Origin of the sequence: Pseudomonas cucumis (assembly GCF_030687935.1) — a bacterium.
In the GTDB taxonomy this organism is placed as follows: Bacteria; Pseudomonadota; Gammaproteobacteria; order Pseudomonadales; family Pseudomonadaceae; genus Aquipseudomonas; species Aquipseudomonas cucumis.
This window is the reverse complement of the sequence record NZ_CP117454.1, coordinates 1,193,403-1,209,306: the sequence shown is the minus strand read 5'-3', so window position 1 is coordinate 1,209,306 and position 15,904 is coordinate 1,193,403. Positions and strand designations below refer to the sequence as shown.

The window sequence follows — 15,904 nt, the reverse complement described above, 5'->3', positions numbered from 1 at the left end:
AGTGTCAGTCAGGCTTGATTCGATCCGCCGGGCGCCGAACCCCCGCCACAATCTTATCCACAGCCTTGGTCGCCGCGACCATGCCGAACGTCGCCGTCACCATCATCACCGCGCCAAAGCCCCCGGCGCAGTCGAGCTTCACGCCGTCACCGACGAAACTCTTCTGCAAGCAAATACTGCCATCCGGTTTCGGGTAGCGCAGTTGCTCGGTGGAAAACACGCACGGCACGCTGTAGTGACGGGTCACGGTACGGGAGAAGCCGTAGTCGCGGCGCAAGGTGGAGCGCACTTTCGACGCCAGCGGATCGTTGAACGTGCGGTTCAGGTCGCAGACCTGGATCAGTGTCGGGTCGATCTGCCCCCCCGCGCCGCCAGTGGTGATGATCTGGATCTTGCGTCGCTTGCACCAGGCGATCAGCGCCGCTTTGGCGTTGACGCTGTCGATGCAGTCAATCACGCAGTCGATGTTCGGCGTGATGTACTCGGCCATGGTTTCACGGGTGACGAAGTCCGCCACCGCATGCACCGTGCAGTCCGGATTGATCCCGCGCAGGCGCTCGGCCATCACCTCGACCTTGGGCTGGCCAACGGTGCTGTCCAGCGCATGCAGTTGACGGTTAACGTTGCTGACACAGACGTCGTCCAGGTCGAACAGCGAAATCTCGCCCACACCACACCGGGCAACGGCTTCCGCCGCCCAGGAGCCGACGCCACCGACGCCGACGATCGCCACATGGGCCGCGCGCAAGCGCTCAAGGCCTTCGATGCCATACAAGCGGGCGATGCCAGCAAACCGCGGATCTTCTGTACTCATGACCATTACCCCAAAAACCGGCGCGCATTATAGGGCTGTCGGCGGTCAAGAGCACCTTTGGGCTATGGACGGCTGTCTTGACGACTTCAAATGACTACAAATTATTGGAATTGGGCTATAGCGCCCCGGTCAAAGAACTTAAGTCGACCTGGATTGCCCAATGTCCGGCATTTCCCTGTCCGCTGTACGGTCAGTGAACGCCCGGTGTAGGATGCGCGCCCCCGCCTCATGGCAGCCGGCCGCCGACCGTTACTTCGTTCAGCAGCCCCTGGAACCTGAAATAGCTATGTCATCGCGTAAATTTGGACTCAACCTGGTCGTGGTTCTTGCAATCGCCGCCTTGTTTACCGGTTTCTGGGCGCTGGTCAATCGCCCCGTCACCGCCCCCAACTGGCCTGAACAGATCTCCGGCTTTTCGTACTCGCCGTTTCAGCAAGGCCAGTATCCGCAAAAAGCTCAGTACCCGACCGACGATGAAATGCGTCGCGATCTGGAGATCATGAGCAAGCTGACGGACAACATCCGCACCTACTCGGTCGACGGCACGCTGGAGAACATTCCCAAACTGGCGGAAGAATTCGGCCTGCGGGTGACCCTGGGGATCTGGATCAGCCCGGACGAAGAGCGCAACGAACGCGAGATCACTCGCGCCATTGAAATCGCCAACTCCTCGCGCAGCGTGGTTCGCGTGATTGTCGGTAACGAGGCGATCTTCCGTAAGGAAATTACCGCGGCGGAGCTGAGCCTGATCCTGGATCGCGTCCGCGCGGCCGTAAAGGTTCCGGTCACCACCTCTGAACAGTGGCACGTCTGGGAAGAAAACCCGAGCCTGGCCAAGCACGTCGACCTGATCGCCGCTCACGTTCTGCCCTACTGGGAGTTCGTTCCGGTGGACAAGGCCGGCCAGTTCGTTCTCGACCGCGCCCGTGACCTGAAAAAGATGTTCCCGAAAAAACCGCTGCTGCTCTCCGAAGTCGGCTGGCCGAGCAACGGCCGCATGCGTGGTGGCGCCGATGCGTCGCCGGCGGACCAGGCGATTTACCTGCGCACGTTGGTCAACAAGCTCAACCGCCAGGGCTTCAACTACTTCGTGATCGAAGCGTTTGACCAACCGTGGAAAGCCAGTGACGAAGGTTCGGTGGGCGCGTATTGGGGCGTGTTCAACGCCGCGCGTCAGCAGAAATTCAACTTCGAAGGCCCGGTCGTCGCGATCCCGCAATGGCGCGTGTTGGCTATCGGCTCGGTCGTGCTGGCCCTGCTGTCGCTGACCCTGCTGATGATCGACGGCTCGGCCCTGCGCCAACGTGGCCGCACCTTCCTGACCTTTATCGCGTTTCTGTGCGGTTCGGTGCTGGTGTGGATCGGTTATGACTACAGCCAGCAATACAGCACTTGGTTCAGCCTGACGGTGGGGTTCTTGCTCGCCCTCGGTGCACTCGGGGTGTTTATCGTTCTGCTCACCGAGGCCCACGAACTGGCCGAAGCGGTCTGGACCCACAAACGCCGGCGAGAATTCCTGCCGGTAGTGGGCGATTCGCACTACCGACCGAAAGTGTCGATCCACGTACCTTGCTACAACGAGCCGCCGGAGATGGTCAAACAGACCCTCAACGCCTTGGCCAACCTCGACTATCCGGACTTCGAAGTCCTGATCATCGACAACAACACCAAAGACCCGGCGGTCTGGGAACCGGTGCGCGATTATTGCGAAACCCTCGGCCCGCGCTTCAAGTTCTTCCACGTTGCACCGTTGGCCGGTTTCAAGGGTGGCGCGCTGAATTACCTGATTCCGCACACCGCCAAGGATGCCGAAGTGATTGCGGTGATCGACTCGGACTACTGTGTCGACCCGAACTGGCTCAAGCACATGGTGCCGCACTTCGCCGACCCGAAAATCGCCGTGGTGCAGTCGCCACAGGATTACCGCGACCAGAACGAAAGCACCTTCAAGAAGCTCTGCTACGCGGAATACAAAGGCTTCTTCCACATCGGCATGGTCACCCGCAACGACCGTGACGCGATCATCCAGCACGGCACCATGACCATGACCCGGCGCTCGGTGCTCGAGGAACTGGGCTGGGCCGACTGGTGCATCTGTGAAGACGCCGAGTTGGGTCTGCGCGTGTTCGAAAAAGGTCTGTCGGCGGCGTATTACCACACCAGCTACGGCAAAGGCCTGATGCCCGATACCTTTATCGACTTCAAGAAACAGCGTTTCCGCTGGGCCTACGGGGCGATTCAGATCATCAAGCGTCACACCGCCAGCCTGCTGCGCGGCAAGGACACCGAACTGACCCGTGGCCAGCGTTACCACTTCCTCGCGGGGTGGTTGCCGTGGGTGGCGGATGGCATGAACATCTTCTTCACCGTCGGCGCGTTGTTGTGGTCGGCGGCGATGATCATCGTGCCGCAACGGGTCGATCCACCGCTGCTGATTTTCGCAATCCCACCGTTGGCGCTGTTCGTGTTCAAGGTCGGCAAGATCATCTTCCTCTACCGCCGTGCGGTCGGGGTCAACCTCAAGGATGCGTTCTGCGCGGCATTGGCAGGGCTGGCGTTGTCGCACACCATCGCCAAAGCGGTGCTGTACGGTTTCTTCACCAGCAGCATTCCGTTCTTCCGCACCCCGAAAAACGCTGATAACCACGGCTTCTGGGTGGCGATTTCGGAAGCCCGCGAAGAGGTGTTCATCATGCTGCTGCTGTGGGGCGCGGCGCTGGGGATCTTCCTGGTGCAGGGCCTGCCGAGCAACGACATGCGCTTCTGGGTGACCATGTTGCTGGTGCAGTCGCTGCCGTACCTGGCGGCGCTGATCATGGCGTTCCTGTCTTCGCTGCCCAAACCGGTAGCCGAAGCCACGACCGCACCGGCTGTCTAAATCAGTACAGATGCACTAAACGGCGGCCAATGGCCGCCGTTTTGCTTTAAGATAACCGCCATTTTGCGCGCCTTGCCTCGCCCCTACACAAGATCTTCCGGAGTCTTACATGACGGCCCACGCCGACCTTTCGCCGACCCTCCAACTCGCCATCGACCTGATCCGTCGTCCGTCCGTGACGCCGATCGACGCCGATTGCCAGAAGCAGATGATGCAGCGCCTGGGCGATGCCGGTTTCAAACTGGAACCGATGCGCATCGAAGATGTGGATAACTTCTGGGCGACTCACGGTAAACACGAAGGCCCGGTGCTGTGCTTCGCCGGCCACACCGACGTGGTCCCGACCGGTCCGGTAACCGCCTGGCAGATCGATCCGTTCAACGCGGTGATCGACGAGCACGGCATGCTTTGCGGTCGTGGCGCAGCAGACATGAAAGGCAGCCTCGCGGCCATGACCGTAGCCGCTGAGCGCTTCGTCGCCGACTACCCGGACCACAAGGGCAAGGTCGCTTTCCTGATCACCAGCGATGAGGAAGGCCCGGCGCATCACGGCACCAAGGCTGTGGTTGAACGCCTCGCCGCCCGTAAGGAACGTCTGGACTGGTGCATCGTCGGCGAACCGTCGAGTACGACCCTGGTGGGTGACGTGGTCAAGAATGGCCGTCGCGGCTCCCTCGGCGCCAAACTGACCGTACGCGGTGTGCAGGGTCACGTGGCCTATCCGCACCTGGCAAAGAACCCGATCCATCTCGCTGCCCCGGCGCTGGCCGAACTGGCCGCCGAGCACTGGGACCACGGCAACGATTTCTTCCCGCCAACCAGTTTCCAGATTTCCAACGTCAATTCCGGCACCGGCGCGACCAACGTGATCCCGGGTGATCTGGTGGCGGTGTTCAACTTCCGCTTCTCCACCGAATCCACCGTCGAAGGCCTGCAAAAACGCGTCGCCGATATTCTCGATAAGCATGCTCTGGACTGGCACATCGACTGGGCGCTGTCCGGCCTGCCGTTCCTCACCGAACCGGGCGCCCTGCTGGACGCGGTATCGGCGAGCATCAAGGACGTTACCGGTCGCGAGACCAAGGCGTCCACCAGCGGCGGTACCTCCGACGGGCGCTTCATCGCGACCATGGGAACTCAAGTTGTCGAGCTGGGCCCGGTCAATGCGACGATCCACCAGGTCAACGAGCGCGTACTGGCGGCCGACCTTGATGTGCTGACCGAAATCTACTACCAGACCCTGATCAAGTTGCTCGCCTGATGCTTGCGTGTCCGATCTGCAGCGAACCGCTGAACGCGGTGGACAACGGCGTGGCTTGCCCCGCCGGGCATCGTTTCGACCGTGCGCGGCAGGGTTACCTGAACCTGTTGCCGGTGCAGCACAAGAACAGCCGCGACCCTGGGGATAACCTGGCGATGGTCGAAGCCCGTCGCGACTTTTTGAACGCCGGCCATTACGCGCCGGTGGCCAAGCGTCTGGCGGAACTGGCGGCGCAGTACGCGCCCCAGCGCTGGCTGGACATCGGTTGTGGCGAGGGTTACTACACCGCGCAAATCGCCGAAGCCTTGCCCAACGCCGACGGCTATGCGCTGGACATTTCCCGGGAAGCGGTCAAACGCGCCTGCAAACGCAACCCTGCGCTGACCTGGTTGATTGCCAGCATGGCCCGCGTGCCATTGGCCTCCGGCAGTTGCCAGTTTCTCGCCAGTGTTTTCAGCCCGCTGGACTGGGAGGAAGCCAAACGCCTGCTCAGCCCCGGCGGCGGCTTGATGAAAGTCGGGCCGACCAGCGGCCATCTGATGGAATTGCGCGAGCGGCTGTACGACGAAGTGCGCGAGTACACCGATGACAAGCACTTGGCATTGGTGCCAGAAGGCATGGCGCTGCAGCACAGCGAAACCCTGGAGTTCAAACTGACGTTGGTCAGTGGTCTGGATCGCGCGAACCTGTTGGCCATGACACCCCACGGCTGGCGCGCCAGTGCCGAACGCCGGGCGGCGGTCATCGAACAAGTCGAACCGTTCGAGGTCACTGTTTCGATGCGCTACGATTATTTCGTACTTCAATAACTCTTAATTTTTGGTCTTGAGCAACGGCTCGAGGCCGGCTAAATCCGCGAATGGATTTTTCAGACCCGCAGTGAGGACATCCATGCGCCAACCCGATATCGAGATTTACCTCAAAGACGCCGACGTCGACTACAAGGCCATCGCGGCCTGGCTCGGCGCGGCTTTAGGCCCGTGCACCGATTGGGTCCAGAAAGGCCAGACCTACAAGTGCAAGGCCGGCAACGTGCCGGTTACCTGGCTGCCAAAAGCTGTCGGCAAATGGAACAGCCTGTACCTGGAAAGCGACCAGACCCCATGGGAAGACGACATCGCCTGCGCCCGCGCCGCGTTCGCCGCGCTGAACGTCGAAGTGCGTTGCGCGCCCGGGAGCTGGGTCGAGGAAGAGGGTGAAGAGACGGCCGATCGCTGGATGCGGATCAGCGCCGATGGTGAAGAAGAGATTACCTGGAAAACTGCCTGACCCTGATCGTTCCCACGCTCTGCGTGGGAATGCAGCCCGGGACGCTCCGCGTCCCTTCAAAAGCCGAACGCAGAGCGTCCGTTGAGGCATTCCCACGCAGAGCGTGGGAACGATCTTCAGAGGCCTACAACATCCTCAGCCTGCAAGCCCTTCTCCCCGGTCACCACCGCGTACTCAACCTGCTGACCTTCAGTCAGCGAGCGATGCCCTTCGCCGCGGATCGCGCGGTAGTGCACGAACACGTCGACCCCGTCCTCGCGCTGAATGAAGCCATAGCCCTTGGCGTCGTTGAACCACTTCACATTGCCGGTTTCGCGCGTAGCCATATCTAGTTACCCCTTGTTTTTATTTTGAACGGCCGAGTATATGACAGCCGCGAAAACTCTCAACTCAAGTTTACTTAGCCGCTTTTTTGCCGATTTTCGATGAATCCGGCACACTATCGGCCTCCCGAGCAAATGCTCGTTTTTTTATTCATTCACGCAGAAGCCGTATGACCCGTTCCCCGTTCCGCCGTCTTGTGTTTGGCACCCTGCGCCGACTGCTGTACCTCTGGGTTCGCTCGGAGACGATTAACCAGTCGTCGTTCACCCTCAACCTCGACCGCAGCCGGCCGGTGTTCTACGTCCTGCAAAATCCTTCGCTGACCGACCTCGCCGTGGTCGATACCGAATGCAGCAAGGCCGGCCTGCCGCGCCCGGTGTTGCCGGTATCGGTGGGTGCGTTGGTAGAACCCGCGGCGTTCTTTTACCTGACACCGGAGCCCGACTGGCTCGGCCGTCAGGACAAGCGCGGTGCACCACCGACCCTGACCCGCCTGGTCAGCGCCCTGAGCCAGAACGCCGTCGAAGACGCGCAGATCATTCCGGTCAGCGTGTTCTGGGGCCAGTCGCCGGACAGCGAATCGAGCCCGTGGAAACTGTTGTTCGCCGACAGCTGGGCGGTCACCGGGCGTTTACGCCGGCTGCTGAGCATCATCGTGCTGGGGCGCAAGACCCGGGTGCAGTTCTCGGCGCCGATTCATTTGCGTGAATTGATCGATCACAACAAAGGCCACGAACGCACCGTGCGCATGGCCCAGCGGATTCTGCGGGTGCACTTTCGCAACCTGAAAGCCGCGGTGATCGGCCCGGACATTTCCCACCGCCGTAATCTGGTCAAAGGCCTGCTCAATCAGCCCTTGGTCAAACAGGCAATCCTCGACGAAGCCGAGCGCGAGAACATCTCGCCGGAAAAAGCCAAAGCCCAGGCCTTGCGCTATGGCAATGAGATCGCCTCGGACTACACCTACACCGCGATCCGTTTTCTGGAAGTGGTACTGAGCTGGTTCTGGAACAAGATCTACGACGGTATCAAGGTCAACCACATCGAAGGTGTGCAGAAGGTCGCCCAAGGTCACGAAGTGATCTACGTGCCGTGCCACCGCAGCCACATCGACTATTTGCTGCTCTCGTATCTGCTGTTCCGCAACGGCCTGACCCCGCCGCACATCGCCGCCGGGATCAACCTCAACATGCCGGTGATCGGCAGCCTGCTACGGCGTGGCGGCGCGTTCTTCATGCGCCGCACCTTCAAGGGCAACCCGCTTTACACCTCAGTGTTCAACGAATACCTGCACACCCTGTTCACCAAGGGCTTCCCGGTCGAGTACTTCGTCGAGGGCGGCCGTTCGCGCACCGGACGCATGCTGCAACCGAAAACCGGGATGCTCGCGATCACTCTGCGCAGCTTTCTGCGGTCGTCGCGGATGCCGATCGTGTTCATTCCGGTGTACATCGGCTACGAGCGCGTGCTGGAAGGCCGCACCTACCTTGGCGAATTGCGTGGCGCGAGCAAGAAGAAAGAATCGATCTTCGACATTTTCAAAGTCATCGGCGCACTCAAACAGCGCTTCGGTCAGGTCGCGGTCAACTTCGGTGAGCCGATCAAACTGGCGGAATTCCTCGACAGCGAGCAGCCAGACTGGCGCCAACAGGAACTCGGTCCGCAATTCAAACCGGCCTGGCTCAACGAAACCACCAACCGTCTCGGCGAGAAAGTCGCACAGCATTTGAATGAAGCGGCGGCGATCAATCCGGTGAATCTGGTAGCCCTGGCGTTGCTGTCCACCAGCCGTCTCGCCCTGGACGATCGCGCCATGGCGCGGGTGCTCGATTTGTACCTGGCGCTGTTGCGCAAAGTCCCCTACTCGCCGCACACCACCCTCCCGGAGGGCGACGGTCGGGCGCTGATCGAGCACGTGAAGGACATGAACCTGCTGTCCGAACAAAGCGATGCGCTGGGCAAAATTCTGTACCTGGACGAACAAAACGCCGTCCTGATGACCTACTACCGCAACAACGTACTGCACATCTTCGCGTTGCCGTCGTTGCTGGCGAGTTTCTTCCAGAGCACCTCGCGCATGAGCCGCGAGCAGATCCTGCGCTACACCCGCGCGCTGTATCCGTACTTGCAATCAGAGCTGTTCATTCGCTGGACGCTGGATGAACTCGATGGCGTGGTCGATCAATGGCTCGAAGCCTTCGTCGAGCAAGGCCTGCTGCGTTTCGAGAAAGACGTGTACCTGCGTCCGGCACCGAGTTCGCGACATTTCGTACTGCTGACGCTGCTGTCAAAAAGCATCGCCCAGACCTTGCAGCGCTTCTATATGACCGTTTCCTTGCTGCTCAACAGCGGCCAGAACAGCATCAGCGCCGAAGAGCTCGAAGACCTGTGCACGGTCATGGCCCAGCGCCTGTCGATCCTCCACGGCCTGAACGCCCCGGAATTCTTCGACAAGAGCCTGTTCCGTCACTTCATCCAGACGATGCTGGACCTCGACGTGCTGCGCCGCGACGAAGCTGGCAAGTTGAGCTATCACGAGCTACTCGGCGAACTGGCCGAAGGCGCCGCCAAACGGGTATTGCCGGCGGAGATTCGCTTGTCGATCCGTCAGGTGGCGCTGCATCGCAGTGAAGACGCGGCGGACCAAGTCGCGGCTCCAGCGCAGACCGTCTAAATTCCTACAGGCGCCAGGCTTCTTCTGGCGCCTTCGATACGGAGATCTTCGATGAAAAAACTCTCTCTCGTCCTGCTGACTACCCTGCTCGGTGCCTGCCAGTCGACACACCCGACCGCCAACGCCAGCCTCGACGGCGAAGTGTTCTACCTGCAACGCATCGCTCTGCCACCGAGCGCGACCTTGAGCGTCAGCTTACAAGATGTGTCCTTGGCCGACGCACCGGCGGTAGTGCTCGCCGAGCAGAAAGGCCCGGTCAAAGGCCAGGTGCCGTTGCCGTTCCATTTGAGCTACGATCCGGCGCAGGTCAAACCCGGCCATCGCTACTCGGTCAGCGCCCGCATCGAAGTCAATGGCGAGCTGATGTTCATCACCACTGAAAATCACGCGGTGCAACTGGACGGCAAAGATCCGCAGCCACTGAAAATCCGCGTCGACGCAGCCCGCTAACTCTCTTTTATGAACAAGGAAGCCGCCATGCTCCGCCCTACCCTTCGCTTCGCCGGCCTGTGCGCAGGCTTGATGATCTGCGCCAACGCCATGGCAGTGTCTCTCAGTGACCTGTCGCAACAAGACGCCACCGGCGGTCTCAAGGACGCCCTGACCCAAGGCGCGCAACTGGCCGTTAAACAACTCGGCACACCCGGCGGCTTCAGCAACAACCCGGACGTGAAGATCGAACTGCCGGGCAAGCTGGGTAAAGTCGCCAAGAAAATGAAACAGTTCGGCATGGGTGATCAGGTCGATCAACTGGAAACGAGCATGAACAAAGCGGCTGAAACGGCCGTGACGCAGGCTCAGCCGATTCTGGTGGATGCGGTGAAGAAGATGACCGTGGAAGATGCCAAGGGGATCCTCAGCGGCGGCAAGGACTCGGCGACTCAGTACCTGAGCAAAACCAGCCGCGAGCAGATCCGCACCAAGTTCCTGCCGATCGTCAAACAAGCCACGGACCAAGTGGGTTTGGCCCAGCAGTACAACGCATTCGCCGGGCAAGCCGCGACCCTGGGCGCGCTGGATGCGAAAAATGCCAACATCGAAAGCTACGTGACCGAGCAGGCGTTGAACGGTTTGTTCGAGATGATTGGCAAGCAGGAAGAAACCATTCGCCAGAACCCTGCGGCGGCGGCGACCAGTTTGGCGAAGAAGGTATTTGGTACGTTGTAATTTTCCAAGGGCAATTCATGACGAAAAGCCCGCTGACCTTTAAAGGATCAGCGGGCTTTTTCTTTTGCGCTACTGTTGCGGATCCAGATTATCCAGCACGCGATTTACCGACAACTCCGCCAGTGAAATCATCTGTTGAATCCCCAGCACCAAGTTGCACGTGGGGCCGGTCAGGTCGAAGGCTAACTCACTGGCCATGACATTGGCCGTGGCAAGAGTTTCACAGGCATGAGCCAAGAGAGTTTCGGAATCGACGTTTGGACCGATGACGAAAATCGTACTGGGACGACGATCGGCTTTGGCCTTTTTTTCGGCCACAGGGGCGAGATAATGATCGAGCGCGCGGATCGCCGCGTCGTGGAGTTTCCTGGAATTGAGGAAAGCGTAGGGAGAAACGGGATCAGTTTCTGTTTCTATTTCTGGTTCTGCTTTGGGGGGATTTGGACTGTCTTTAATCATTGTGTAGCTCCTGAAGTAATGGAGCTGCCACTGATCGCTGCGAAACGAATTTAAGGTGGCAGCTGTACGCAGGTTCGCAGACCGGGACTTCAGGAACCCGGCATACCCGAAGGTATCCCGCGCACAGCCGCCATAACACAGGCATAAAAAGCGCCCGCTTTTCGGATGGTGGACGCTGTGCGTCTGAAGTTTAACCGGGCTGCGAAACCCGGTCGCTGCTTTTTGCAGCGACAGTCCAAGGCTAGAGGTCGCGCTTCCGACAGACAACCTGAAAAACTTGTGGGAAGGTTCTGATGTTTTTACTGGATCAATAAACGTCGCTGTCTATCAGATCGCCATCGCGAGCAGGCTCGCTCCCACAATGGGTCAGCGTACATGTGAGAGAAATTGGTCGGCTGTCTGGCCGCCATCGCGGGCAAGCCCGCTCCCACAGTGGAGCGGCTTACACCCGCCCCTCACCACTCAACAGGCCGAGCGTTAGCTCGCCTGCCGCTTTTGATCTGGCTTTTGATTTTGATCTTGATCCACCCGCCCCTTCGGGAGGCTGAGTGGAGGTGTTCATCTGGGGATTGGCGCGCAGCGCCGTTCGACGCAGTCGAACCCATCGCATGTAGGTCGTAGCGAAGCAGACCGTAGGGCGATGCCCCCAGATGGATACCGGAGCGAAGGAACGCCGAGCCTCAGCGAGGGGCCGGACGCTTGGGGCGAGACCTTTTGGTTCCTTTTGGGGCGTTTGCCAAAAGGGACTCGCCGTAAGGGCGAAACCATAAGCCGCCGTTACCGCAGCAACGGATATGCCCCCCGCCAACAAGAGCATGGTCGGCCCAAAGGCCGCCAAGATCAAAAGATCAAACAATCACACCGGCTCTTTCTTGACCCTGAACCAAGCCGCATACAACGCCGGCAAAAACAGCAACGTCAACGCCGTCGCCACAATCAGCCCGCCCATGATCGCCACCGCCATCGGCCCGAAAAACACACTGCGCGACAATGGAATCATCGCCAGCACCGCCGCCAGCGCCGTCAGCACAATCGGTCGGAACCGCCGCACCGTCGCCTCGATAATCGCCTGCCAAGGCTTAAGCCCGGCAGCGATATCCTGCTCGATCTGATCCACCAGAATCACCGAGTTACGCATGATCATCCCGGACAAGGCGATGGTCCCGAGCATCGCCACAAAACCGAACGGCTGGCGGAACACCATCAGAAACAGTGTGACACCGATCAACCCCAACGGCGCCGTCAGAAACACCATGACGGTGCGTGAGAAACTGCGCAGTTGCAGCATCAGCAACGTCAGCACCACCACGATGAACAACGGCACACCGGCCTTCACCGAGTTCTGCCCGCGGGCCGAGTCTTCTACCGTACCGCCGACGTCCAGCAGATAGCCGTCTGGCAGCTCGGCACGAATCGGATCGAGGGTCGGCATGATTTGCTGCACCAGCGTCGCCGGTTGTTCCTTGCCGTAGATGTCGGCGCGAACCGTCACGTTGGGCAGGCGGTTACGGTGCCAGATGATGCCTTCTTCGAAGCCATATTCCAGCGTTGCAATCTGCGACAGCGCCACACTGCGATTGTTATCGGTGGGCACGGCCAGGCTTGGTAGCAACGCCAGTTCGGTGCGTTCATGCACCGTGCCGCGCAGCAGGATCTCGATCAATTCGTTGTCTTCGCGGTACTGGCTGACACTGGCACCGGTCAGCGAGCCTCGCAGGAAAGTCGAGAGGTTCGCCGTGCTCACGCCCAGTGCTCGCGCGCGGTCCTGATCGACGTTCAGGTAAACGACTTTGCTCGGCTCTTCCCAGTCCAGATGCACGTTGGCCACGTGTGGGTTCTCGCGAACCTTGGCCGCGACTTTACGGGCCAATGCGCGGACTTCCTCGATGTGCTCACCGGTGACCCGGAACTGCACCGGATAGCCAACCGGTGGGCCGTTCTCCAGCCGTGTAACCCGCGAGCGCAGGGCCGGGAATTGTTCGTTGAGGGTTTCAATCAGCCAGGTGCGCAGGGTTTCGCGGTCTTCGATGGTTTTGGCCAGGACGACAAACTGGGCGAAGCTCGCTGCCGGAAGTTGCTGATCCAGCGGCAGGTAGAACCGCGGCGAACCTGTGCCGACGTAAGCCACGTAGTTGTCGATCCCGGCGCGATCCTTGAGCAGGCCTTCGAGGTGTTTGACCTCCTCGGCGGTGTTGCTCAAAGACGCGCCTTCGGCCAGTTTCAGATCGACCATCAACTCCAGCCGCCCCGAAGCCGGGAAGAACTGCTGAGGCACGAAACGGAACAGCACCACTGACGCGATGAACATCACGATGGTCAGGACGATCACCGTTTTGCGCCGACGCACGCACCACTCCACCAGCCGTCTGACACGCTGATAGAACGGTGTGCCATAAGGGTCGGGTTGGCCGTCGCCGGTGCCGTGTTTGGCGGCGTGAATTTTCGCCAGGTCCGGCAGGAGTTTTTCCCCCAGATAAGGCACAAAGACTACGGCGGCAACCCACGACGCCACCAGCGCAATGGTCACCACCTGGAAAATCGAGCGGGTGTATTCGCCGGTGCCCGATTGCGCGGTGGCAATTGGCAGGAAACCGGCAGCGGTGATCAACGTACCGGTGAGCATCGGGAACGCGGTGCTGGTCCAGGCATAGCTGGCGGCCTTGACCCGGTCGAAGCCCTGCTCCATTTTGATCGCCATCATTTCCACGGCGATGATCGCGTCGTCCACCAGCAACCCCAGCGCCAGCACCAGCGCGCCGAGGGAAATCTTGTGCAGGCCGATGCCTAAGTAATACATGCAGGCGAAGGTCATCGCCAACACCAGCGGAATCGCCAGGGCTACGACCATGCCGGTGCGCACACCGAGAGAGAAGAAGCTCACCAGCAACACAATCGCCAGCGCCTCCACCAGCACCTGAACAAACTCGCCGACACCGGTTTTCACCGCGGCGGGTTGATCGGACACCTTGCGCAACTGCATGCCGGCCGGGAGGTTTTTCTGGATCCGGGCGAATTCGACTTCCAGCGCTTTGCCCAGAATCAGAATGTCGCCACCGCCCTTCATGGCCACGGCCAGGCCGATGGCATCTTCAGCCATGAAGCGCATGCGCGGCGCCGGCGGATCGTTGAAGCCACGACGAACGTTCGCCACATCACCGATGCGGAACGTGCGATCAGCGACACGGATCGGGAAGTTCTTGATCTCGTCGACCGTCTGAAAATTCCCCGAGACCCGTAGCTGCAAACGCTCGCTGGTGGTTTCGAAGAAGCCTGCGGTAGACATCGCGTTCTGTTCTTCAAGCGCCTGCTGCACCGCCGCCAACGGCAACCCGAGAGTGGCCAGTTTGACGTTGGACAGTTCGATCCAGATCTTCTCGTCTTGCAGGCCGATCAGGTCGACCTTGCCCACATCCTTGACCCGTTGCAGCTGAATCTGGATGCGGTCGGCGTAGTCCTTGAGCACCGCGTAATCAAAACCTTCGCCGGTCAGGGCGTAGATGTTGCCGAAGGTGGTGCCGAACTCATCGTTGAAGAAGGGCCCCTGGATGCCCGGTGGCAGGGTGTGGCGAATATCGCTGATCTTCTTGCGGACCTGATACCAGAGCTCCGGGATTTCGACCGAATGCATGGAGTCCCGAGCCATGAACGTCACCTGGGACTCGCCCGGCCGGGAGAACGAAGCGATCCGTTCGTACTCGCCGGTTTCCATCAGTTTCTTTTCAATACGCTCGGTAACCTGGCGCGACACTTCCTCGGCCGTGGCCCCCGGCCAGTTGGTGCGAATCACCATGGCTTTGAAAGTAAACGGCGGGTCTTCGCTTTGGCCGAGCTTGGTGTAGGACAACGCGCCGACGACGGCCAGCAAGAGCATCAGAAAAAGTACGATCTGGCGGTTACGCAGCGCCCATTCGGAAAGATTGAAACCCATCGGGGATTACTCCTTGTGCGCCAGATTGACCACACGGTTGGAGCGATCCACCGGGCGTACTTGCTGCCCGTCGTGAAGCACATGAACACCGGCCGCCACCACCCAGTCGCTGGCGTTCAGGCCTTCAAGTACCGGCACGGTTTTCTCGCCGAATGCACCGACCCGCACCGGGGCTTTCTTCAAGGTGTTGTTGGCGCCGACCACCCACACATAAGTGGCACCGTTTTCCGCGGTGACCGCCGACAGCGGCACCGACAACGACACCACATCGGCGGTCTGGATGAACACCCGGGCGCTCTGGCCGAGTTCGGCGGGAACCTTGCCGGCGGCAAATGCAATGCGGGCGGCGAAGGTGCGGGATTTCGGATCGGCCGCAGGTGACAGTTCACGGATGCGTCCGGGGAAACGTTGATCGGGTTGGGTCCAGAGTTCCACCGAGACCGGTTGACCGACCTTGAAGCGACCGAAGCTCTGCTCCGGCAAGCTGATCAACACTTCGCGCTCGCCATCGGTGGCGAGGGTAAACACGGTTTGCCCGGCCGCGACCACTTGCCCGACTTCAACCGCACGTTTGGCCACTACGCCATCCTGCGGCGCACGCAGCACCGCGTAACTGGCCTGATTGGTCGAGACGTTGAATTCGGCTTTGATTTGCTTGAGGCGTGCTTCGCCGGAGCGGTAGAGGTTTTCCGCATTGTCGTACTGCGAACGGCTGACCATCTGCCGCTCCATCAGAGTCTTGTAGCGATCACGCTCGGCGCGCACCAGACTCAGGTTTGCTTCGGCGGCCGCGACTTGGGCACGGCTGGCTTCCAGTTGCAGGCGAACGTCCTGAGGATCGAGCTCCGCCAGAGGCTGGTCAGCCTTGACCCGCTGCCCTTCTTCGACCAGTCGTCGGCTGACTTTGCCGCCAATGCGGAAGGCCAGATCTGGCTCATAGCGCGCACGGACTTCACCGGGATAACTTTCCATGGCCTGAGCTGAGGGCTCTGGCTGTACGACCATGGCTGGACGGACGGTGACTTGAGGCGCCTCTTCATGGCCACACGCAGACAATAAAAAAGCCAGACTGACCGGCAATGCGAGGGGCAAGGCATAGCGGAACATGGTGAAGGACCTTTCGCTAATGG

The 15,904-nt window shown here is 60.3% G+C and carries 12 protein-coding genes; 7 read left to right on the top strand and 5 right to left on the bottom strand.

Annotated features, from left to right (window positions below; translation table 11 throughout):
* Positions 1–4: 4 nt before the first annotated feature.
* A complete protein-coding gene (gene tcdA, locus PSH97_RS05255; RefSeq protein WP_407682166.1) occupies positions 5–814 on the bottom strand; it encodes a tRNA cyclic N6-threonylcarbamoyladenosine(37) synthase TcdA in 810 nt (269 codons plus the stop codon).
* A 286-nt stretch (positions 815–1,100) separates the two neighbouring features.
* Between tcdA and PSH97_RS05250 the strand changes: the two genes are divergently transcribed.
* The 4 genes from PSH97_RS05250 to PSH97_RS05235 all read left to right on the top strand — a co-directional run bounded on the left by PSH97_RS05250 (position 1,101) and on the right by PSH97_RS05235 (position 6,222).
* Entirely contained in the window at positions 1,101–3,692 is a 2,592-nt protein-coding gene (locus PSH97_RS05250) for a glycosyltransferase (RefSeq protein ID WP_305448376.1), read from the top strand.
* A gap of 109 nt (positions 3,693–3,801) precedes the next feature.
* Positions 3,802–4,953 (top strand): succinyl-diaminopimelate desuccinylase, encoded by a 1,152-nt coding sequence (gene dapE, locus PSH97_RS05245; RefSeq protein WP_305448375.1) that lies wholly within the window; start codon positions 3,802–3,804, stop codon positions 4,951–4,953.
* Positions 4,953–5,762 (top strand): putative RNA methyltransferase, encoded by an 810-nt coding sequence (locus PSH97_RS05240; RefSeq protein WP_305448374.1) that lies wholly within the window; start codon positions 4,953–4,955, stop codon positions 5,760–5,762. The genes dapE and PSH97_RS05240 overlap by 1 nt, the downstream gene beginning before the upstream one ends.
* Before the next feature lie 82 nt (positions 5,763–5,844).
* Complete coding sequence (locus tag PSH97_RS05235; RefSeq protein ID WP_007897129.1) at positions 5,845–6,222, top strand: hypothetical protein; 378 nt, start codon at positions 5,845–5,847, stop codon at positions 6,220–6,222.
* A gap of 116 nt (positions 6,223–6,338) precedes the next feature.
* Here PSH97_RS05235 and PSH97_RS05230 read toward each other — a convergent pair whose 3' ends face one another.
* The gene (locus PSH97_RS05230; protein WP_007964248.1) at positions 6,339–6,548 is read right to left on the bottom strand and encodes a cold-shock protein; all 210 of its coding nucleotides are present in this window, start codon (positions 6,546–6,548) and stop codon (positions 6,339–6,341) included.
* Between the two features lie 167 nt (positions 6,549–6,715).
* Here PSH97_RS05230 and plsB point away from each other — a divergent pair, with 167 nt between their 5' ends.
* The 3 genes from plsB to PSH97_RS05215 are packed head-to-tail and all read left to right on the top strand — an operon-like array spanning position 6,716 to position 10,387.
* Positions 6,716–9,220, top strand: a complete 2,505-nt coding sequence (gene plsB, locus PSH97_RS05225; protein ID WP_305448373.1) for a glycerol-3-phosphate 1-O-acyltransferase PlsB — start codon at positions 6,716–6,718, stop codon at positions 9,218–9,220.
* Positions 9,221–9,271: 51 nt separating this feature from the next.
* Complete coding sequence (locus tag PSH97_RS05220) at positions 9,272–9,670, top strand: YbaY family lipoprotein (RefSeq protein ID WP_305448372.1); 399 nt, start codon at positions 9,272–9,274, stop codon at positions 9,668–9,670.
* 27 nt (positions 9,671–9,697) lie between these two features.
* A complete protein-coding gene (locus PSH97_RS05215) occupies positions 9,698–10,387 on the top strand; it encodes a DUF4197 domain-containing protein (protein ID WP_305448371.1) in 690 nt (229 codons plus the stop codon).
* Positions 10,388–10,456: 69 nt separating this feature from the next.
* On the opposite strand, the gene PSH97_RS05210 is transcribed toward PSH97_RS05215, so the two are convergent.
* The 3 genes from PSH97_RS05210 to PSH97_RS05200 all read right to left on the bottom strand — a co-directional run bounded on the left by PSH97_RS05210 (position 10,457) and on the right by PSH97_RS05200 (position 15,881).
* On the bottom strand, positions 10,457–10,846 hold the full coding sequence (locus tag PSH97_RS05210) for a DUF6124 family protein (RefSeq protein WP_305448370.1): 390 nt from the start codon (positions 10,844–10,846) through the stop codon (positions 10,457–10,459).
* 856 nt (positions 10,847–11,702) lie between these two features.
* Positions 11,703–14,774 (bottom strand): efflux RND transporter permease subunit, encoded by a 3,072-nt coding sequence (locus PSH97_RS05205; protein WP_305448369.1) that lies wholly within the window; start codon positions 14,772–14,774, stop codon positions 11,703–11,705.
* Between the two features lie 6 nt (positions 14,775–14,780).
* Positions 14,781–15,881 (bottom strand): efflux RND transporter periplasmic adaptor subunit, encoded by a 1,101-nt coding sequence (locus PSH97_RS05200; RefSeq protein WP_305448368.1) that lies wholly within the window; start codon positions 15,879–15,881, stop codon positions 14,781–14,783.
* Positions 15,882–15,904: the final 23 nt, after the last annotated feature.